We start from the raw sequence: 19129 nt of genomic DNA, 5'->3' as shown, positions 1-19129 counted from the left end.
GAACGGTTATCTATAACGCCAACGGCTGATGCGCCCGCTTCTTCAGCGTCGCGGAGGAGATAGGGGAATAATAGACCTTGTCTACGGTGACGACGAGCGATTTCGGTTCTTCCTCGCCGATCGCTTCGGTCCGCTTGTCTTTCACGGCTTGCGCGACGAAGCCCTTGGAAATCTTAGAAGAAGCCTCGATCGAAACGTCGAATATGGCGATCAGCTCCGAAGCGCGAATGATTTTCTCCCCGCCCAGATGAATGAACATCTCGTAACACCCCTCTCCCCAAGTAAACGACTAGCTCGGCTCTTCGCCGACGGCGCCCTCGCTCACATGGAACAGCTTGACGTCGTCCAGCGTCTCCATGCGAATGCCCTCGACGCCCGTCGTCGTGATGAACGTCTGCACCTTCGAGCGGAACGTCTCGATCAGCTGCGTCTGGCGATGGCGGTCCAGCTCCGACAACACGTCGTCGAGCAACAGCACCGGGTATTCGCCGGTTTCCTGTTGGATGAGCTCGATCTCCGCCAGCTTCAGGGACAAGGCCGTCGTTCGCTGCTGACCCTGCGATCCGAAGCTGTACGCGTCCTTCCCGTTAATGCGGAACGACAAATCGTCGCGATGAGGACCGACCAACGTCGCTCCCCTTCGCAGCTCCTGTTCCTTCGCCTGTGTTAACTTTATCATAAATCGATCGAATAAGACAGTTTCTTCTTCCATGCCCTGCATTTCCACGGATGGCAAATACCCGATTTCGAGACGCTCCGAGCCGCCGGTAATGCCCCGGTGAATCGATTCCGCCCATGTTTGCAGTTTTGCTATAAAGCCTTGCCTTCTTGTCATGATTTTAGAACCGTACGTCGCCAATTGTTCGTTCCACACGGCCATCAGCGGTTCGTTCGTCGACTTGTGCGCGTTGCCGCTCTTGAGAAAATTGTTCCGCTGCACCAACACCTTATGATATTGGTTCAGCGAATGGAGATAGGAGGGATGCACCTGCGCAATCTCCATATCTAGAAATCTTCTGCGTACGCCGGGGGAGCCTTTCACGATTTCCAAGTCTTCCGGCGCGAACAGCACGACGTTCAGCGTGCCGATATATTCGCTCAGCTTCCGCTGCTCGAGTCCGTTCACGCGCGCCTTCTTGCCTTGGTTCGTAATATCGAGCTGAAGACGGCAATCGCCGTACTTGCGGACCGTCCCGGCCGAAAGCACGGCGTGCGTTTCGCCCCACCGGATCAGTTCCTTGTCTTTGGACGTCCGGTGGGATTTCGTCAGCGCGAGCATATAGATCGCTTCGAGCAGATTCGTCTTGCCTTGGGCGTTCTGCCCGATGAAGACGTTCACGCGGTGATCGGTCGAGAGGTCCACCGCGGGATAATTCCGGTAGTTCCGGAGCGAGAGGGTCGAAACCTTCATACGATTTCGAATTCTCCGTGCCCTTGGACGCGGACCCGGTCGCCGCGGTACAGCTTGCGCCCGCGCCGATTGTCGGGTTCGCCGTTCACCAGAATGTCCGCCTCCGCGAGGAACGCCTTCGCCTGGCCGCCCGAGTCGATAATGTCGCTCAGCTTCAGCATCTGCCCGAGCGTAATGTATTCCGTGCCGATCTGTACTTGTTTCATAAGCGGAAGATCTCCTCCGGATTTGCGATTAAGTCGTGGTGCGGTACGGCAGAATGAGGTGCAGAATGCCTCCGTCGTCCGCCGGACGCAAAATCATCGGGCTCATGGCGCCGGTGAATCCGATGCGGATGGAATCGTCCTCGGTCACCTTGAGCACGTCGAGAATATATTTCGAGTTGAACGAAATTTTAAGCGGCTCGCCGCTTAACGACTCCACCGGCAGCTGCTCGGTAACGCGTCCGAGCTCCGAAGAACTCGACGAGATTTCGACCGAGCGCTCGTCGTCGGCCGTCGTCAATCGGACGATGTTCGTCTTCTCTTCGCGGGACAGCAAGTACGCGCGATCGATCGCGTCGGCGAGCGGCTTCGCGGCGAATACGGCCTCGGTCTTGTACGACTGAGGAATGATCTTCGACGTGTCCGGATACGTGCCGTCGAGAATGCGCGAGAAAAACAAGACGTTCCCGGTGCGGAACAGCACTTGGTTGTCCGCGACGACGATGTCGATGAGCGTGTTTTGCTCCGGCAAAATTTTGCCCAACTCGTTTAAGTTTTTTCCTGAAATCACAATATTATGAAATCTTAATTCCGGCGGGCAATCGATCGGCCGTTCGATGCTGGACAAGCGGTGACGGTCCGTCGCGACGAACTTGAGCTTGCCCGACTCGAGCGTCCACAGGACGCCGGTAAGCACCGGGGTCGCCTCGTTCGTCGATACGGCGAAGGCGACCTGGCGGATCATCGAACGGAGCACTTCGCTCGGCATCGATAGCGTCTGATTTTCCGCCAGTCGCGGAAGGAGCGGATATTCTTCCGGATCCAGACCGGCCAATTGAATTTCGGTAGAGCCGGATTGGATCACGATTTTAAATTGGTCACCGACTTCCATGTGGACATCGGAAGCCGGGAGCTTGCGGACGATGTCGACGAAAAACTTCGCAGGTACGACGACGCTGCCGGAACGTTCGATAGAGATGATGCGTTCTCCGTCGATTTCGGCGGGAATGAACGCTTGGATGGAAATATCGGTATCGCTCGCCGTCATCGTGACGCCGGTGGAGTTCGCCTCGATCTTGATGCCGGTCAGGATCGGAATCGTCGTCCGGCTGGATATGGCTTTGCTTACGTCTTGAATCGAGTCGTTCAGTTGCTGTTTTTGTATCGTGATTTTCAAAGGGGTTCACTCTCCAAAAAAGGGTACATAGTAGTAATAATATCTTTTTTTAAATCGTAGTCATAGTAGTAGGGGCCAAGAATATGTGGATAAGTCGAATATAAACGGAAATTGAAGCCTATCCACATGTGCATAAAGTGTGTATAGGCTTCAATCGTTTGTCGAAGTTATTCAGGGTTATGCGAATAAGCGCGAATTATGACGGATTTTTTATTTTCTCGCGAATCGATTGCAAAATTTTGAACAGCTCTTGATCCTGCTGCAGCATGCTCGAAATTTTATCGTGGGCGTGGATGACCGTCGTATGGTCGCGACCGCCGAACGCCTCGCCGATCTTCGGCAGCGAATGGTCGGTCAGCTCCCTGGACAAGTACATAGCGATCTGTCTCGGGAAGGCGACGTTCTTCGTCCGTTTCCTCGCTTTGAAATCTTCCGACTTCATGCCGTAATATTCCCCGACGCGCTGCTGAATGTCTTGAATCGTCACGACGCGGTTGCGGGAGTTCGGAATAATGTCCTTGAGCGCTTCCGCGGCCAGATGAACGCTGATGTCTTGATTGATCAACGACGAGTAGGCGACGACGCGGATGAGCGCGCCCTCCAGCTCGCGGATGTTCGTATCGATCTGATTCGCGATATACATCATCGCTTCGTTCGGAATATCCAGGTTTTCGGCCTTGGCCTTCTTGCGAAGAATCGCGATCCGCGTCTCGAGATCCGGCGGTTGAATGTCGGTGATCAATCCCCATTCGAAGCGGGATCGGAGGCGTTCCTCCAACGTCGGAATTTCCTTCGGGGGGCGGTCGCTCGAAATGACGATCTGCTTGCGCTCTTCGTGAAGGGCGTTGAACGTGTGGAAAAATTCTTCCTGCGTCTGTTCTTTCCCCGCCAAAAACTGAATATCGTCTATAAGAAGAATGTCGATATTTCGGTATTTGTTGCGGAAGCTCTCGCCGCGGTTGTCGCGAATGGCGTTGATGAATTCGTTCGTGAACTTCTCGGACGAGATGTAGAGCACCCGCGCGCTCGGATTATGTTCCGCGATATAATGGCCGATCGCATGCATCAAGTGCGTCTTGCCGAGGCCGACGCCGCCGTACAAAAACAGCGGGTTGTACGCTTTCGCCGGCGCCTCGGCGACGGCGAGCGACGCGGCGTGGGCGAATCGATTGTTCGCGCCGATGACGAACGTATCGAACGTATACTTCGCGTTCAGCATCGAGCCCCCGACCGATACCGGCTCGGCCGGCGGGGCGGGGCGCTTCGGAGGCTGCGGAGCCGGCGCCGCGGCGTTCGCCGCGTCGCGCTCCTCCTCCGTTACGATTCGAATTTCCACCTCTTGACCGGTGCATTCCAGCACGGCGGCCTGGATCAAGCGGGTGTATCGATTCTCGAGCCATTCCCTCGCGAAGTTGTTCGGCGCGCAGATGGTTAGAGACGTCTCCGTCAAAGCGGCAGCCTTCGTCGATTTCAGCCACGTATCGAAGCTCGGGCGGCTCACTCTCGATTGCAACAATTGGAGAACGCTCTGCCATAATTGTGTGGGTTGGTTGTCCACAATCGATTCACTCCTTATAGGGCGGCGCATGATGACAAAAAAAAGACGGAAATCCCGTCGAATTATGTAGAAAGCATCGGGTTCGCGTCGATGGTTTTCAACATAAGCTACATGTAGTCGGATAAACTTATCCTTGTTGGGGAAAAATGTTCACAATGTTATCCACACCATGTTGATAAATCGGAGGATAATTTGGGTTTATTCACAACGAAAACAATATCAATATAGCAAAAAGAGTGAAGGGTTTCAATGCGTTTCCGGGTGTTATCCACATTTTCACTATTTTCATTCATTTTTTATTTACAATCCTGCCTTCTGTTCGTATGTTGTTCACAATTCGACAAAATCGGACGATAACGCGAAAAGGTTATGCACAAACTCGGATTTCGGCGAAACGTGGCACGGCTTCCGGGGCTGTGGATTGTTCTTGACTTTGGGCGGGTCGAATGGTTAAATAGAAAAAGCGCTTTGTTTTTGGAGTGGAAAGGATCAAGGAGGTGTTGACCGATGGGACCGACATTTAAGCCGAACGTGAGCAAGCGGAAGAAAGTACACGGTTTCCGCAAGCGGATGGCGACGAAGAACGGACGTAAAGTCCTCGCCGCACGCCGTCTGAAGGGCAGAAAAGTAATCAGCGCATAAGCAACGCCTAGCCGGACCACTTTCATGTGGTCCTTTTTGTTTATTCCGGTCGGTTTGTGTCAAGGCTACATAAGTATGAAGAGTCAGGAGGCACGGCTTTCGTGCAGAAGAGGCTGCGACTTCGAAAAAAAGAAGACTTCGCGAAGGTGTTCAAACACGGCAAGGCGGCTGCGAACCATCAGTTCGTAGTGTACGTGAAGCATTCGCAGGCCGCGGAATCGTTCCGCTTCGGCGTATCCGTAAGCAAGAAGGTCGGCAACGCGGTCGTACGCAATCGGATGCGCCGGCGCGTGAAAGAGATCGTTCGCCGGATGGAGCCGTTAATGAAGCCTCGCGTCGACATCGTGTGCATCGTGCGCAAGCCCGCGCTGGAGCTCGACCATACGATGCTGAAGAAGAGCATTCACCATGTATTCAAGAGAGCGGACCTGCTGCAGGCCCCGGTTCGGAAACAACCATGATTTTCAATGGTACGAAATGTATGATATAGTTTAGGATGATCCTTCGGACGAGCCCTGGGCGCCGGATTCGATGGATATTTTCCTTATATATACGCTTGGGAGGGTTATCGTTGTTACTTCGACGTCATTGGAAATGGGCCTTACTCGCTCCGTTTTTGTTGCTTGCCGGTTGCAGCACGGGCACTACGTTAGACATCAATCGGGAAGGCTTCTGGGGCGGATATTTCGTCGGTCCCTTATCCGATGCGCTGGACTGGTTGGCCGCCGCGATGTTCGGCCAGTACGGACTCGCCATCATGGTCATCACGATCATCGTACGGTTGATTATCCTGCCTCTCACGCTGAAACAGTATAAGTCTTCGAAGCAAATGCAAGCGATTCAACCGCAGCTGCAGGAGATCCGCCAGAAGTATTCAACGGATCCGAAGAAGCAGCAGGAAGAGACGATGAAGCTGTTCCAACAGAACGGCGTCAACCCGCTCAGCGGTTGCTTCCCGTTGCTCATCCAGATGCCGGTTTTGATCGCGTTATACCAATCGATTTTAGGCAACACGCATATTCGCGACAATACGTTCTTATGGCTGCAGCTCGGCTCGCCGGACCCGATTTACGTGCTTCCGATTTTGGCGGCGCTCACGACGTTCCTCCAGCAGAAGATGATGCAAGCGCAGATGCCGCAAAACATGCAGATGCTGATGTTCATCTTCCCGATCTTGATTTTGGTCATGTCGTGGTCTTTCCCTTCGGCGCTCGTTCTGTACTGGGTATACAGCAACATCTTCACCATCGTGCAGTCGTACTTCATTTATAAACCTTCCTTTAGAGGCGAGGCGGTTAAAAATGTCGAAACGAGCGGACAACGGAAAAACCAAGGTGGTCAGCAGCGGAAAAACGGTAAGCGACGCGGTAAATAAAGGACTGGCCGAGCTCGGCGCAACGGAGAAGGACGTCGAGATCGTCGTCTTGGAGCAGCCTTCCAAGGGATTGCTCGGGCTGTTCGGGGCGAAGGACGCGAAGGTGGAATTGACGCTTCGCAATCTCGCGCCGGCGACGACCGATCCGGTCGCCGCGACGAACCGGGAAGACCCGATCGAACGGTCCAAGTCCTATCTCGTCGACGCGCTCCGGGAGATGGGGATCGACCCCTCGGTCGAATCGTCGACGGACGAAGACGGTCACGTCGTCTTCCAGGTGACGGGCAAAGAGCTCGGCGCGCTCATCGGCCGCCGGGGTCAGACGTTGGATGCGATGCAGACGCTGATCAACGTGTACGCGAATCGGTTGTCGGACGAACATGTTCGGATCGTGCTCGATGCGGAGCGATTCCGCGAACGGCGGAAGAAGACGCTGGAAGACTTGTCGATGCGGCTCGCGAACCAAGTCGTCCGCACGAGGAAGGAAGTCGTCTTGGAGCCGATGTCTTCGCATGAACGGCGCATTATCCATTATAAGCTTCAACATCATCCCAAGGTGAAGACGTTCAGCAAGGGCGAAGAGCCGAATCGTAGAATCGTGATCGCATTGAAATCATAACGGGTCTTATTCCGGCAATGACTTGGAGTCTAAGTCATTGCTTTTTGTTTAGAGAGCTTTATAGAGGGCGGGTGAACTTATGTTGTTGGCGGATGATACGATCGCGGCGATCGCGACGCCGCTCGGCGAAGGCGGCATCGCGGTCATTCGCGTGAGCGGACCGGATGCGGTCGGCGTCGTCGAGAAGGCGTTCCGATCGAAGAAGAGGTTGTCGCAGGTCGAATCCCATACGGTGCAATACGGACATGTCGTACATCCGGCGGACGGCGAGCGGATCGAAGAAGCGTTGGTTACCGTCATGCGCGGCCCTCGTTCGTATACGGCGGAAGACGTCGTCGAAGTGAGCTGTCACGGAGGCATCGTCTCCGTGAAGAAGGTGTTGGACGTGCTGCTCGACGGCGGGGCGAGATTGGCGGAGCCGGGCGAGTTCACGAAGCGCGCGTTCCTGAACGGCCGCATCGACTTGACGCAAGCCGAAGCGGTCATCGATCTGATCCGGTCGAAGTCGGATCGCGCGTTCTCGATCGCGCTGAAGCAGGTCGACGGGGCGTTGTCGCGGAAGGTGAAGTCGCTACGTCACACGTTGGTGGAGACGATGGCGCATATCGAGGTGAACATCGATTACCCGGAGCACGACGTCGAGGAATTGACGAACGCCTTCATACGGGAGAAGTGCGAATTCGCGCTCGATGCGATCGAAGAGATGCTTCGAACGGCCGAGCAAGGCAAGCTGCTCCGGGAAGGGATCGAGACGGCGATCGTCGGCAAGCCGAACGTAGGCAAGTCGTCGCTGCTCAATACTTTGGCCCAAGACAATCGGGCGATCGTCACCGATATTCCCGGCACGACGCGCGACGTCATCGAGGAGTACGTGACGGTCGGCGGCATTCCGCTGAAGCTGCTCGATACGGCGGGTATTCGCGAGACGTCGGACGTCGTGGAACGCATCGGCGTCGAGCGGTCGCGGAGCGCGATCGCGTCCGCGGATTTGATCCTGTTCGTGGTGAACGGCAACGAGCCGTTGTCGGACGAGGAAGAGAGTCTCCTGGAGGAGCTCAAGGATCGACAAACGATTCTGATTGTGAATAAAATGGACTTGGCGACGCATATTCAGATGGACGCGCTGTACCGTCGCCTTCCCGCCGAACGGATCGTGCGTCTGTCGGCGAAAGAGGGAGAAGGGCTGGAACGGCTCGAGAAGGCGATCGGCGCTTTGTTTTTCAGCGGGAAGATCGAATCGGGCGATATTACGTATGTCAGCAACGTGCGGCATATTCATTTATTGAAGAAAGCTAAGGCCTCGCTGCAGGAAGCGATCGAAGGCGTCGCGGCGCTCATGCCGATCGATATGGTGCAGATCGACGTACGGAACGCGTGGGAACACCTTGGAGAGATGATCGGCGACGCGGTAAGCGATTCGTTGATCGATCAAATTTTTTCGCAATTTTGTTTGGGCAAGTAAGAAATTCTCAAGGAGGGATAGAAGCTATGACTACAGGTTATGCAGCGGGCGATTTCGACGTCATCGTGATCGGGGCGGGCCATGCGGGCTGCGAAGCGGCGCTCGCGTCCGCGCGTATGGGCTGCGATACGCTGCTGCTTACGATCAATCTCGATATGGTGGCGTTCATGCCATGCAATCCGTCGATCGGGGGCCCGGCCAAGGGGCATGTCGTTCGGGAGATCGACGCGCTCGGCGGCGAGATGGGACGCAACATCGATAAGACATACATTCAAATGAGAATGCTGAACACGGGGAAGGGGCCGGCGGTTCACGCGCTTCGCGCGCAGGCGGATAAGTTTCTATATCAGCACACGATGAAGGAGACGATCGAGAAGACGCCGAACTTGACGCTTCGTCAGGGGATGGCGGAGAAGCTCATCGTCGAGGACGGCGTATGCCGCGGGTGCGTGACGAAGACCGGCGCCGAATATCGGGCGAAAACCGTCGTCTTGACGACGGGCACGTATTTGCGCGGGAAGGTCATCATCGGTGAATTGATGTACGAGAGCGGGCCGAACAATCAGCAGCCTTCCGTCGAGCTGGCGAAACATCTGAAGGAGCTAGGCTTCGACCTCGTGCGGTTCAAGACCGGAACGCCGCCGCGGGTGCACAAAGATTCGATCGATTTCGATAAGATGGAGATTCAGCCTGGGGACAATGAACCGAAGACGTTCTCGTACGAAGACGTCAAACAACCGTCGGATCCGCAATTGCCGTGCTGGTTGACGTACACGTCCGGAGAGACGCACGAAATCATCAACTCCAATCTGCATCGGGCGCCGATGTTTTCGGGGGCGATCGAAGGCACGGGACCGAAATACTGCCCTTCGATCGAAGATAAAATCGTTCGATTCGCGGATAAACCGAAGCATCAGCTGTTTCTGGAGCCGGAAGGCCGTTATACGTCCGAATATTACGTGCAAGGCTTGTCCACGAGTATGCCGGAGGATGTGCAGCTGCGGATTTTGCGTTCGATTCCCGGCATGGAGCGGGCGGAGATGATGCGGACCGGATACGCGATCGAATACGACGCCGTCGTACCGACGCAGCTGTGGCCGACGCTCGAGACGAAGCGTCTGCCGGGCTTGTTCACGGCGGGGCAAATCAACGGAACGTCCGGGTACGAGGAAGCCGCGGCGCAGGGCATTATGGCCGGCATCAATGCGGCTCGGAAGGCGCTAGGGAAGGATCCGGTCGTATTGGATCGCTCGCAAGCGTACATCGGCGTGCTGATCGACGATCTCGTCACGAAGGGAACGAGCGAACCGTACCGTCTGTTGACGTCGCGCGCGGAATATCGGCTGCTGCTTCGTCACGACAACGCCGATCTTCGATTGACCGATATCGGATACGAGATCGGACTGATCCCTCAGGAACGGTACGATCGGTTCTTGGCGAAGAAAGCGCTGGTCGAACAGGAGATCGATCGACTCCATAAGACGAAGCTTCGTCCCGAGGAACACACCCAAGCGGTACTTGCGGAAGCCGGGTCCGTACTGCTGAACAATTCGGTCGATGCCGCTTCCATCCTCAGACGTCCGGAAATTTCGTACGCCCATATCGAACGGATGAGTCCGTCCCCGTACGAACTGGATGCCGAGATGAAGGAGCAGGTCGAGATCCAGTTGAAATACGTCGGGTATATCGAGAAGCAGCTCCAACAGGTCGAACGATTGAAGAAGATGGAGAAGAAGAAAATCCCCGAGAATATCGACTATTTCGCCGTACATGGACTCGCCACGGAAGCGAAGCACAACTTAAGTCGAATCCGTCCGATTTCGATCGGCCAGGCGTCCCGGATCGGCGGCGTAACGCCGGCGGATCTGTCGATCCTGCTCGTCTATTTAGAACAATACAATAAAGTGACCGCCGCAAGAGGATAACGCAAGGCGGGAGAGAGGTTAGCGATGTCCGACCCAAGAGAGACGTTCCGAGGATTGCTCGCGGAGCGCGGCATAGCCGTCGCGGAACGACAGCTGGAACAATTCGAGATCTATTATCGGGAACTGGTCGAGTGGAACGAGAAGATGAATTTAACGGGAATTACGGAGAAGGAGCAAGTGTACATTAAACACTTCTATGATTCGATTTCCCTGTCGTTCTTCCACCCGCTGGACGACGTTCGTTCGATCGCCGATATCGGCTCGGGCGCCGGGTTTCCCAGCATTCCGTTGAAAATCGCGTTCCCCCATTTGCGGGTGACGATCGTAGATTCGTTGCAGAAGCGAATCGGCTTTCTCCGGCATCTGGTGGAGCAATTGGGCGTAACCGACGTCGATTGCGTTCACGCTCGCGCAGAGGATGCGGCGCGGCTCGCGGAACATCGGGACCGATACGACATCGTAACGGCTCGCGCCGTCGCACGTCTGAACGTGCTGTCGGAGTTTTGCCTTCCGTTCGTTCGTCCCCAGGGCGTATTCATCGCCATGAAAGGCTCCGACCCGGGGGAAGAGCTGAAGGAAGCGGCTTTCGCGTTCAAGGAACTCGGCGGCGCCGTCGAAGCGGATTTTGCTTTCGAATTACCTATGGAGCAGTCGGGAAGACATGTGATCGTCGTTCGGAAGACGAAGGCGACGCCGGGCAAATATCCGCGCAAAGCCGGCGTGCCGTTGAAAATGCCGCTGCTCGGCGCTCGCTAACGGCGAGGATGTTTCACGTGGAACATTTTTATGTCCGAAATCTAATTTCTTTCCGACGGAAGAGCAGGAAATTCGACATGGGTATCGAATAAACAATATTACGGCAAAAACGTGACTTGTCTCCGTCCCTCCGGCGGAGGCTTGTTTTGCCTCTTGTCGCGTTTTCAAGCGGTTTGAACGCAATACTCTCTATACGTGATCGCTGAATCGACCTTGCGCGTAATTTACGATCATTATTTCGAAAGTATGGTGCAACGTACATGAAGGAACAATTCAATCGGTTTTTTGGGCTGCAGGAGAAGACGACGAACGAAGAAGTAAAGATGATTCCGGTCGAATCGATCGTTCCGAGTCCTTATCAGCCAAGATCCGTATTTGACGACGAGCGCATCGAAGAATTGTGCCAGACGATTCGGACGCATGGCGTCATTCAACCGATCGTCGTTCGCGTCCGCGACGGCAGACATGAGCTGATCGCGGGGGAACGCCGTTGGAGAGCCGTACGCAAGCTGGAGTGGGATACCATCCCTGCGATCGTGCGGGAATTCAACGATTCGCAAGCGGCGTCGATATCATTGATCGAAAATCTGCAGCGCGAAGGGTTGACCTCGATCGAGGAAGCGATCGCGTACCAGAAGCTCATCGAAATTCATCAGCTGACGCAGGAAAGCTTGGCGCAACGGCTGGGGAAGAGTCAATCGACAATCGCCAACAAAATTCGACTGCTGCATCTGTCGGAACCGGTGAAGCAAGCGCTGCTGGAGCGTCAGATTACGGAACGCCATGCTAGAGCGATGCTTGCGCTGCCAACGGAGGAGCTGCAAGTCAAGGTGTTGGAAGATATCGTCACGAAGGAATTGAACGTAAAGCAAACCGAGACGCGAATTCAATTCATCCTCGAGTCGATTCGCCAGAGCGTCGAGAAGAAGCCGAAGCGGATTTCTTTCTCGAAAGACGTCCGACTTGCGGTGAACACCATCCGGCAATCCGTCGACATGGTCATGGGGACGGGGATGAACATCGTCAAAGACGAGCAAGACTTCGAAGATCGATACGAAATCATCATTAAAATACCGAAGCGATAATTACGATACCAGCATCTGGTCGATAGCGGCGCAAGCCGCTTTTTTCTTCGCTCGTTCGCGCGAGGGTACGGTTATTGCGTTCGATTTCATGTTTGAGGTGAACACGGTTGTCCAAAATCATTGCAATTACGAACCAAAAGGGCGGCGTCGGCAAGACGACGACCTCGGTCAACCTGGGAGCGTCGCTCGCTTCTTTGGGGAAGAGAGTGCTGTTGATCGATATCGATCCGCAGGGCAATTCGACGAGCGGGATCGGCGTCAACAAAGCGGACGTCCAATATTGTATCTACGACGTATTAATTAACGATATTCACCCGAAAGACGCGATCGTCGATACGAACATTCCGAATTTGAAAATGATTCCGGCCACCATTCAATTGGCCGGCGCCGAGATCGAGCTCGTGCCGACGATCTCCCGCGAGGTGCGGCTGAAGAAGTCGATCCAGCTCGTGCGCCATATGTTCGACTACATCTTGATCGATTGTCCTCCGTCGCTAGGCATCCTAACGGTAAATTCGCTCACAGCCTCCGATTCCGTCATTATTCCGATTCAATGCGAGTACTACGCGCTCGAAGGGCTAAGCCAGCTGCTCAACACGATTCGCTTGGTGCAAAAGCATCTGAACACGTCGCTTCAGATCGAAGGCGTGCTCCTGACGATGTTCGACGCAAGAACGAATCTAGGCATCCAAGTCATCGAAGAGGTCAAGAAGTACTTCCAACACAAGGTGTATCAAACGATCATCCCGAGGAACGTACGATTGAGCGAAGCGCCCAGCCATGGGCAGTCCATCATCACGTACGACCCGAGATCGAAGGGCGCAGAAGTCTACATGGAGCTTGCAAAGGAAGTGATCTCCATTGAATAAGAGATTGGGCAGAGGATTGGATGCGTTAATTCCGGCGTTAAACATCAAAGAAGACGATAAAATCCTCGAAATATCCGTCTCGCAGCTGCGGCCGAATCCGTATCAGCCGCGGAAGCACTTCGACGACGACAGCATTGCCGATTTGGCCGGCTCGATTAAAGAGCATGGCGTCATTCAACCGATCATCGTGCGCGCCGTAGTGAAGGGATACGAAATCATCGCCGGAGAACGCCGTTGGAGAGCTACGCAACAGGCGGGATTATCGACGATTCCTGCGGTCGTCCGCAACTTCTCCGACCAACAAGTAATGGAGATCGCGCTGATCGAGAACTTGCAGCGCGAGGATCTGAACGCGATGGAAGTGGCGTTGGCGTATCAGAATTTGATCGATACGTTCTCCTTGACGCAGGAGGAATTGTCGGCGAAGGTCGGCAAGTCTAGATCGCATATCGCGAATTTCCTTCGATTGCTTTCCTTGCCTGCGAAGGTGAAGGAATATGTTTCACGTGGAACATTGTCGATGGGACATGCGCGCGCGATCGCGGGCATGAAGGACGAGAAGGCGATTCTTGAATTGACGGAACGGACGATCGTCGAACAATGGAGCGTACGGGAGCTGGAAGAGGCGATTCGGAAGCTGGAGGATCAGCAGAAGAAACAGCCGAAGCCGAAAAAGATCAAACGGGATCCGTACATTCACGCGTTGGAGGAAGATTTGAGAGAATATCTAAAGACGACGGTGAAAATCAAGTCGAATAAAGAAAAGGGAAAGATCGAAATCCTATATTACTCGAACGACGACCTGCAGCGATTGTTAGAGATTATGCAAGGGAAATATACAGGATAAGCGAACAAAGCGATGCAGCATACCGACGAATCCGCGAGGATCGCAGGTATGCTGATTTCATGTTTGGAGGCGGAAGAAATGGACGTGTACTATTTCGACAATGCCGCGTCGTCGTGGCCGAAGCCGCCGGGCGTCGCGGAAGCGATGGTCGAAGCGGTGGCGGCATACGGCGCGAATCCGGGAAGAGGAAGCCATCGCATGGCGGTGGAGGCGAGCAAGTCGATGTTTCGGACGAGGAAGAAGCTGGCGACGTTGTTCGGCATTCGAAATCCGAACGATATCGTCTTCGCTTTAAATACGACGATGGCGTTGAATACCGCGATCCTCGGGTTCGTGAAGCCGGGGGATCACGTCGTATGCACGGCGGTGGAACATAATTCCGTCCGTCGTCCGCTCGAATGGCTGAAATCGGAAAAAGGCGTGCGAGTAACGTACGTAAACTTGTCGGAGGACGGAAGCCTGGATCCGATGGACGTGAAGCGCGCGTTGGAGCCAAGCACTCGCCTAATCGTCGCGAATCACAGTTCCAACTTGCTTGGAAGCATCCTGCCGATCGAGGAACTCGGCGTCATTGCGAAGGCGCACGGCGCGGCGCTGCTCGTCGACGCCGCCCAAACGGCGGGCGTGCTCGAGATCGACGTCGCGCGGATGGGGATCGATATGCTGGCGTTCCCGGGACATAAAGCGTTGTACGGTCCCCAAGGAACAGGAGGATTGTACATCTCGCCGGAGTTGGAGGTCGATCCGATTATCGTCGGGGGGACGGGCAGTCAATCGGAGGCGATCGGACAGCCGACGGTGCGCCCGGACCGGTACGAATCGGGTACGCAGAACGGCCCGGGAATTGCAGGGTTGGGCGCCGGCCTGGACTTCGTCCTGCATGAGACGCCGGCAAACATCCATACTAAGGAATGGACGTTGACCCAGCGGCTCATGGAAGGATTGCACCGCCTGGGAGGCGTTCGCGTGTTAGGACCGAGCGTCGGAATGCAGAGAACGGGGATCGTATCGTTCGTTACGGATGACATCGACAGCGCCGAGTTGTCGTTCATTCTGGACCAGCATTTCCGAATCGCGGTCCGAGCCGGATATCATTGTACGCCGCTCGCCCATCGGACGGCCGGGACGGAGGCCACGGGAGCGGTGAGAGCGAGCGTCGGCGCATTCTCGACGACGGAGCATGTGGAATATTTCCTTGAATCCATGAAGCAGATCTTGCAATCCTACCGGAACAAGGGCTAGAGACAGAGACGACGGGGGGAGAAGCGTCATGGGGGAAACAGTTGTGTTCGAAGTGCCGCTGGAGGGGTGGATCTCCGCCGGCACCGTTCTGATTGTATTATTGTTCGTATTGTGGATCGCGGCGCTCGTTCGGATCGGCAGATTGAAGCGTCGCTTGAACGCCTTCGTGGACGGAAGCGGCATGCCCGACTTGGAATCCGTCATGAGACAGATGCATGAAAGGATGAACGCGCTGACGTCGAAGGCGGAAGCGCACGCGCATTCGATCGAAAAGCTGGAAGCGAGGTCGGGTCGAATGAAATCCAACGTAGGGGTCGTTCGTTATAACCCGTTCGACGATCGGGGGAGCGACCTGAGCTTCTCGGTTGCGTTCCTGGACGATCGCGAGGACGGCGTCGTGATCAGCGCGCTGCACAGCCGCGACGAGAGCCGCGTATATGCGAAGCCGCTGGAGGCCGGGGCGTCAGGATATCCGTTGACGCCCGAAGAGAAGCAAGCGATCAGTCAAGCGAAGCGGAAGCTTTAGAGGAGGAGAACCGTTCCTCCGCCGCAAGCCGGATCGATTCGGAGATGACGTCCGCCATGTTGACGACCAGCGAGAGGCGAGTATTCTGCAGGACGAAATATTCCATGAATCCGCCGACGTTCACGATGCCCGTGACATGGTAGTCGCCGACGGGAGGCAGCTCCTTATTGACGCCGGCTCCCGGCTTGACGGGACCGTCGCCCGCTTGAATGCAGCCGACGCTCGACAGTTGGCCGAGGCACGCGTCGATGGCGACGATGAACGGATTGCGGTGCGAACGTTGGATTTCCTCGAGCCGATCGGTTAAGTTGACGGCATGTACCGGCTCGTCCAAAGTACCGTAAACCGGGATGTTCGAATGCTTATGTAACGAGCTCCCGACGAGCGGTCCCAGGGCGTCGCCCGTGGAACGGTCCGTGCCGACGCAAACGACGACGATCGGTTGATACGCCGGTACGGCGGAAAAGATGTGGCGAAGCCGGTCGCTTAACTGTACGACCGCGTCCGGATCCGTGTGCGGAAGCTTCAAGGGCGCCGGGGGCGCCGATTTTTTGTTCGTCAAGAACGAAAAAGATCCGATAGAAAAGTTCATAGCACTCCCGCCTATCGCTTAGCATGATTGTAGTAGTAACAGTATACGGATGGCGGGCGTTTTTTATACGCGGCATAGGACGCGCTCATAGATTTTTCGATAGAGTCTTACATAGAAAAGGGGGACCTCCGCCATGCCGGAGCAATACGTAATCGCCTTCGATTCCACGCAGCAGGCGATTCGGACGGAGATGCTGCTCGAATACGCCGATATCGAGATCGATACGTTGCCGACGCCGAAGGAGATCACGGCCGGATGCGCGCTGTCGATCGGGTTCGGCGGGGCGGACTTGGAGCGGGTAAAGACGATTCTTCGGGAAGAGCGGGTAGAGGTGCGGGGCATCTACTTAAAAATTGAATCCGGGTATGATACGATTGATTTCTAGAGAGAAGGAGGGTTACGATGAGTGAAGGCGTACCATTCGTAAATTTTATTACCGAGACGTCGGCCCTGCTGACCGATCCGAACGTATGGATCGCAGTGTTATGGGTGATCGCGAAGATCGTCGTTTATTTCGTCGTCGGCCGTATCATCGTGCGGTACGTCGGTCGAGTGATCACCCATATGATGATCGAGCGGAAGTCGGACGGAAAATTGAAGATCGATCCCCGACGGACGCAGACGATCGGCCGGCTCGTCAATAACGTCGTTTCCTATACCGTCAACTTCATCGTGCTTATGCTGATATTATCGGAGATCGGCGTCGATCTCGCGCCGCTTCTCGCGGGCGCCGGGGTGATGGGGCTGGCGATCGGGTTCGGGGCGCAGAGTCTCGTGAAGGACGTGATCACGGGGTTTTTTATTATTTTCGAAGATCAATTCGCGGTAGGGGACGTCATCAAGACGGGCAACTTCCAAGGGACGGTTCAGGAGATCGGACTTCGGGTCACCCGGATCAAGAGTTGGAACGGCGAGGTCCACATTATCCCGAACGGGGCGATTCTCGAGGTGACGAACTTCTCGACCAACAACTCCGTCGGGGTAGCGGACGTCTCGATCGCGTACGAGTCGAATATCGAGAAGGCGACCGAGGTCATCCGACGTACCGCGCTCGAAGTGTTCGAAGCGAACGAAAATATGGTCAAGGAACCCGAGGTGCTCGGCGTGCAAGCGCTCGGCGCATCCGAAGTGGTCATTCGCGTAACGTTCGAGTGTAAACCGATGACGCATTTCGGCGTGGGGCGGGAAATGAACGCGGCGATTAAGAAGGCCCTCGAGGAGGAAGGCATCGAGATTCCTTATCCGCGGCTCGTAACGTTCCAAAGATCGGTGTGAAACGGGGGAGAGAGGGATGGCGGAAGCGAAGACGTTCGGATTGGGCGACGTCGTCTTAATGAAGAAGCCGCATCCTTGCGGCGCGAACGAGATGGAGATTATCCGGATGGGCATGGATATCCGCATCAAGTGCCGCGGATGCCAGCACAGCGTCTTGGTGCCGCGGGCGAAATTCGAGAAGAGGTTCAAAAAAGTGCTGATCGCGGCGCCGAAAAAAGAGGACGAAGCGACGACGGATTAATGCTCGACGAGGTATTGCGAAAGCAGCCGAGCTGTGATAAGATAAATCCTGTCGTCGCAAAACGGAGAGGTACCCAAGTGGCCCAAGGGGGTTGACTCGAAATCAACTAGGCGGCGCAAGCCGTGCGTGGGTTCGAATCCCACTCTCTCCGCCATACATAAGAAGCTAGTCGGTGCCGAACGGGCGCCGGCTTTTTTGTTGCCGGAAGAAACTCTATTCAAGGACTTATGCTTGTATGAAGCTCAACTCCATTGCATGCTCGTCTCCCCCGCTGGGGACCCTAATAGCAGGGGGTGAGCGACAAATGACGAAAAAACCGAACCGGACTTATAAGGAAAACGACGGCAACAAGTATGAGCATATTCCGAATTACGCGGAGCAGGTCATCAAAAAACGCACCGAACGTCATAATTCTTATAGGGAGCAACAGGAATTAATGATCAAAGACCGGTAATCATTCACTTCTCCCGACTCGCGCGAATACGATATCCCATTACGAAGGCTTTCGCCGCAGTCGGGAGGAGTCGCTTATGGAACGAGAGGGCTCGACGCCGGCGGCGAAGTGGGGACCTTGGTGGGAATCGTTTTTTTATGTTCTGGGCGCCTTCGCCGGCTGGTTGGCCCACTTCTTCTCCGGCATGTGATTTCGGTATTTTCGATGAGACAAGGGTACGATGGAAAAAGAAGCATAGCTCGCGACGGCGACACGATCGCCGGGCGGACTATGCTTCTTTCCGTTTTAATGAACCGTATGATGCTTGCTTTCCAGCACCCAGACGCGATCGCCGTTTTCGTTGTCCGGCAGCTTGTCGCCCTTCTTTAACTCGATGCGTTTCGGGTTTTCGATCCCCATATGCACGTCATTTTCCCCTACCTCGACATAGATGCCGTTGTTCGGCGCCTTGTCGCCTGGATGAAACCGAGTCCGTTCGCCCATCGTCATCACCCCCGTCTATAGGGTATCCACCGGCGTCGGAAACATGTTTCCCGGAATGTGCCAGCGGGGGAGGGAAATAGGCGCTTGCCCCGCGTTGTCGTATTTGGTATATTAGAGTTTAGTGTGAGTTTACAGCTCTCGCTCCTTGCTCCGCGTTCGTGCGGGGCCATAGACCAAGAGGAGGTGAATTATCGATGCGCAAGTACGAGATTATGTACATTGTCCGTTCCGACGTGGAAGAAGCGGCGGTCCAAGCGATCGTGGAACGGTTCCAAGGCATTATCAATAACGGCGGCGAAGTGACGAAGACCAACGTGATGGGCAAGCGCCGTCTTGCGTACGAGATCAACAAGAACCGCGACGGAATCTACGTGCTGGTGAATTTCA

The 19129-nt window shown here is 55.2% G+C and carries 24 protein-coding genes and 1 tRNA gene; 18 read left to right on the top strand and 7 right to left on the bottom strand.

The features are described from left to right. Window positions 1-10 precede the first annotated feature (10 nt). From remB to dnaA, 5 genes are all read right to left on the bottom strand, one after another. On the bottom strand, window positions 11-259 hold the full coding sequence (gene remB / locus RIN49_RS27860) for an extracellular matrix regulator RemB (protein WP_138197673.1): 249 nt from the start codon (window positions 257-259) through the stop codon (window positions 11-13). A gap of 30 nt (window positions 260-289) precedes the next feature. Further along, on the bottom strand, window positions 290-1411 hold the full coding sequence (gene recF, locus RIN49_RS27855; protein WP_309123373.1) for a DNA replication/repair protein RecF: 1122 nt from the start codon (window positions 1409-1411) through the stop codon (window positions 290-292). Then, the gene (gene yaaA / locus RIN49_RS27850) at window positions 1408-1617 is read right to left on the bottom strand and encodes a S4 domain-containing protein YaaA (RefSeq protein ID WP_309123372.1); all 210 of its coding nucleotides are present in this window, start codon (window positions 1615-1617) and stop codon (window positions 1408-1410) included. Before yaaA ends, recF begins: the two co-directional genes overlap by 4 nt. Before the next feature lie 28 nt (window positions 1618-1645). Next, window positions 1646-2791 (bottom strand): DNA polymerase III subunit beta, encoded by a 1146-nt coding sequence (dnaN, locus tag RIN49_RS27845; protein ID WP_309123371.1) that lies wholly within the window; start codon window positions 2789-2791, stop codon window positions 1646-1648. 196 nt (window positions 2792-2987) lie between these two features. Further along, window positions 2988-4349, bottom strand: a complete 1362-nt coding sequence (gene dnaA, locus RIN49_RS27840) for a chromosomal replication initiator protein DnaA (RefSeq protein WP_309123370.1) — start codon at window positions 4347-4349, stop codon at window positions 2988-2990. Window positions 4350-4856: 507 nt separating this feature from the next. Here dnaA and rpmH point away from each other — a divergent pair. From rpmH to RIN49_RS27780, 12 genes are all read left to right on the top strand, one after another. Continuing rightward, window positions 4857-4991, top strand: a complete 135-nt coding sequence (gene rpmH, locus RIN49_RS27835; RefSeq protein WP_138197678.1) for a 50S ribosomal protein L34 — start codon at window positions 4857-4859, stop codon at window positions 4989-4991. A gap of 101 nt (window positions 4992-5092) precedes the next feature. Next, window positions 5093-5452, top strand: a complete 360-nt coding sequence (rnpA, locus tag RIN49_RS27830) for a ribonuclease P protein component (protein WP_309123369.1) — start codon at window positions 5093-5095, stop codon at window positions 5450-5452. A gap of 110 nt (window positions 5453-5562) precedes the next feature. Next, window positions 5563-6366, top strand: coding sequence for a YidC/Oxa1 family membrane protein insertase (locus RIN49_RS27825; RefSeq protein ID WP_309123368.1), 804 nt, complete (start codon window positions 5563-5565; stop codon window positions 6364-6366). Beyond that, on the top strand, window positions 6293-6985 hold the full coding sequence (gene jag / locus RIN49_RS27820) for an RNA-binding cell elongation regulator Jag/EloR (RefSeq protein WP_309123367.1): 693 nt from the start codon (window positions 6293-6295) through the stop codon (window positions 6983-6985). The genes RIN49_RS27825 and jag overlap by 74 nt, the downstream gene beginning before the upstream one ends. A gap of 85 nt (window positions 6986-7070) precedes the next feature. Beyond that, complete coding sequence (gene mnmE, locus RIN49_RS27815) at window positions 7071-8447, top strand: tRNA uridine-5-carboxymethylaminomethyl(34) synthesis GTPase MnmE (protein ID WP_309123378.1); 1377 nt, start codon at window positions 7071-7073, stop codon at window positions 8445-8447. Between the two features lie 26 nt (window positions 8448-8473). Next, the gene (gene mnmG, locus RIN49_RS27810) at window positions 8474-10372 is read left to right on the top strand and encodes a tRNA uridine-5-carboxymethylaminomethyl(34) synthesis enzyme MnmG (RefSeq protein WP_309123366.1); all 1899 of its coding nucleotides are present in this window, start codon (window positions 8474-8476) and stop codon (window positions 10370-10372) included. Between the two features lie 24 nt (window positions 10373-10396). After that, complete coding sequence (gene rsmG, locus RIN49_RS27805) at window positions 10397-11128, top strand: 16S rRNA (guanine(527)-N(7))-methyltransferase RsmG (protein ID WP_309123365.1); 732 nt, start codon at window positions 10397-10399, stop codon at window positions 11126-11128. 260 nt (window positions 11129-11388) lie between these two features. Next, a complete protein-coding gene (gene noc / locus RIN49_RS27800; protein ID WP_309123364.1) occupies window positions 11389-12213 on the top strand; it encodes a nucleoid occlusion protein in 825 nt (274 codons plus the stop codon). A 107-nt stretch (window positions 12214-12320) separates the two neighbouring features. Then, window positions 12321-13082 carry a ParA family protein gene (locus tag RIN49_RS27795; protein ID WP_138197685.1) on the top strand — a complete coding sequence of 254 codons (762 nt, stop codon included), beginning with the start codon at window positions 12321-12323 and terminating at the stop codon, window positions 13080-13082. After that, complete coding sequence (locus RIN49_RS27790) at window positions 13075-13929, top strand: ParB/RepB/Spo0J family partition protein (protein ID WP_309123363.1); 855 nt, start codon at window positions 13075-13077, stop codon at window positions 13927-13929. Before RIN49_RS27795 ends, RIN49_RS27790 begins: the two co-directional genes overlap by 8 nt. 78 nt (window positions 13930-14007) lie before the next feature. Next, window positions 14008-15171 (top strand): aminotransferase class V-fold PLP-dependent enzyme, encoded by a 1164-nt coding sequence (locus RIN49_RS27785; RefSeq protein ID WP_309123362.1) that lies wholly within the window; start codon window positions 14008-14010, stop codon window positions 15169-15171. A 28-nt stretch (window positions 15172-15199) separates the two neighbouring features. Further along, window positions 15200-15697: a DUF4446 family protein gene (locus RIN49_RS27780; protein ID WP_309123361.1), complete on the top strand. Its 498-nt coding sequence runs from the start codon at window positions 15200-15202 to the stop codon at window positions 15695-15697. Here RIN49_RS27780 and yyaC read toward each other — a convergent pair. Continuing rightward, a complete protein-coding gene (gene yyaC, locus RIN49_RS27775; protein ID WP_309123360.1) occupies window positions 15672-16289 on the bottom strand; it encodes a spore protease YyaC in 618 nt (205 codons plus the stop codon). The two genes, RIN49_RS27780 and yyaC, sit on opposite strands and share 26 nt — an antisense overlap. 133 nt (window positions 16290-16422) lie before the next feature. On the opposite strand from yyaC, the gene RIN49_RS27770 reads away from it, so the two are divergent. The 5 genes from RIN49_RS27770 to RIN49_RS27750 all read left to right on the top strand — a co-directional run bounded on the left by RIN49_RS27770 (window position 16423) and on the right by RIN49_RS27750 (window position 18259). Beyond that, on the top strand, window positions 16423-16674 hold the full coding sequence (locus RIN49_RS27770) for a putative Se/S carrier protein (RefSeq protein WP_309123359.1): 252 nt from the start codon (window positions 16423-16425) through the stop codon (window positions 16672-16674). 17 nt (window positions 16675-16691) lie between these two features. Continuing rightward, window positions 16692-17564, top strand: coding sequence for a mechanosensitive ion channel family protein (locus RIN49_RS27765; RefSeq protein WP_309123358.1), 873 nt, complete (start codon window positions 16692-16694; stop codon window positions 17562-17564). Window positions 17565-17580: 16 nt separating this feature from the next. Further along, a complete protein-coding gene (locus RIN49_RS27760; RefSeq protein WP_309123357.1) occupies window positions 17581-17805 on the top strand; it encodes a DUF951 domain-containing protein in 225 nt (74 codons plus the stop codon). 63 nt (window positions 17806-17868) lie between these two features. Then, window positions 17869-17959 (top strand) — tRNA-Ser (locus RIN49_RS27755). Between the two features lie 150 nt (window positions 17960-18109). After that, window positions 18110-18259 carry a hypothetical protein gene (locus RIN49_RS27750; RefSeq protein ID WP_309123356.1) on the top strand — a complete coding sequence of 50 codons (150 nt, stop codon included), beginning with the start codon at window positions 18110-18112 and terminating at the stop codon, window positions 18257-18259. A 285-nt stretch (window positions 18260-18544) separates the two neighbouring features. On the opposite strand, the gene RIN49_RS27745 is transcribed toward RIN49_RS27750, so the two are convergent. Then, window positions 18545-18742, bottom strand: a complete 198-nt coding sequence (locus RIN49_RS27745) for a YjzC family protein (RefSeq protein WP_309123355.1) — start codon at window positions 18740-18742, stop codon at window positions 18545-18547. 194 nt (window positions 18743-18936) lie between these two features. On the opposite strand from RIN49_RS27745, the gene rpsF reads away from it, so the two are divergent. After that, on the top strand, window positions 18937-19129 hold a 193-nt coding region (gene rpsF / locus RIN49_RS27740; protein WP_309123354.1), incomplete at its 3' end, for a 30S ribosomal protein S6.

Source organism: Paenibacillus sp. (assembly GCF_031177825.1).
In the GTDB taxonomy this organism is placed as follows: domain Bacteria; phylum Bacillota; class Bacilli; order Paenibacillales; family YIM-B00363; genus Paenibacillus_AE.
Note: the sequence above shows the minus strand (reverse complement) of the source record. Positions and strands in the feature narration are given on the sequence as shown.

Excerpts from the sequence above, each read along its gene's own strand:
- remB (WP_138197673.1), bottom strand. The coding sequence starts at position 259 with ATGTTCATTCATCTGGGCGGGGAGAAAATCATTCGCGCTTCGGAGCTG.
- recF (WP_309123373.1), bottom strand. The coding sequence starts at position 1,411 with ATGAAGGTTTCGACCCTCTCGCTCCGGAACTACCGGAATTATCCCGCG.
- yaaA (WP_309123372.1), bottom strand. The coding sequence starts at position 1,617 with ATGAAACAAGTACAGATCGGCACGGAATACATTACGCTCGGGCAGATG.
- rpmH (WP_138197678.1), top strand. The coding sequence starts at position 4,857 with ATGGGACCGACATTTAAGCCGAACGTGAGCAAGCGGAAGAAAGTACAC.
- jag (WP_309123367.1), top strand. The coding sequence starts at position 6,293 with ATGTCGAAACGAGCGGACAACGGAAAAACCAAGGTGGTCAGCAGCGGA.
- mnmG (WP_309123366.1), top strand. The coding sequence starts at position 8,474 with ATGACTACAGGTTATGCAGCGGGCGATTTCGACGTCATCGTGATCGGG.
- rsmG (WP_309123365.1), top strand. The coding sequence starts at position 10,397 with ATGTCCGACCCAAGAGAGACGTTCCGAGGATTGCTCGCGGAGCGCGGC.
- noc (WP_309123364.1), top strand. The coding sequence starts at position 11,389 with ATGAAGGAACAATTCAATCGGTTTTTTGGGCTGCAGGAGAAGACGACG.
- RIN49_RS27785 (WP_309123362.1), top strand. The coding sequence starts at position 14,008 with ATGGACGTGTACTATTTCGACAATGCCGCGTCGTCGTGGCCGAAGCCG.
- RIN49_RS27780 (WP_309123361.1), top strand. The coding sequence starts at position 15,200 with ATGGGGGAAACAGTTGTGTTCGAAGTGCCGCTGGAGGGGTGGATCTCC.
- yyaC (WP_309123360.1), bottom strand. The coding sequence starts at position 16,289 with ATGAACTTTTCTATCGGATCTTTTTCGTTCTTGACGAACAAAAAATCG.
- RIN49_RS27770 (WP_309123359.1), top strand. The coding sequence starts at position 16,423 with ATGCCGGAGCAATACGTAATCGCCTTCGATTCCACGCAGCAGGCGATT.
- RIN49_RS27765 (WP_309123358.1), top strand. The coding sequence starts at position 16,692 with ATGAGTGAAGGCGTACCATTCGTAAATTTTATTACCGAGACGTCGGCC.
- RIN49_RS27760 (WP_309123357.1), top strand. The coding sequence starts at position 17,581 with ATGGCGGAAGCGAAGACGTTCGGATTGGGCGACGTCGTCTTAATGAAG.
- RIN49_RS27750 (WP_309123356.1), top strand. The coding sequence starts at position 18,110 with ATGACGAAAAAACCGAACCGGACTTATAAGGAAAACGACGGCAACAAG.
- RIN49_RS27745 (WP_309123355.1), bottom strand. The coding sequence starts at position 18,742 with ATGGGCGAACGGACTCGGTTTCATCCAGGCGACAAGGCGCCGAACAAC.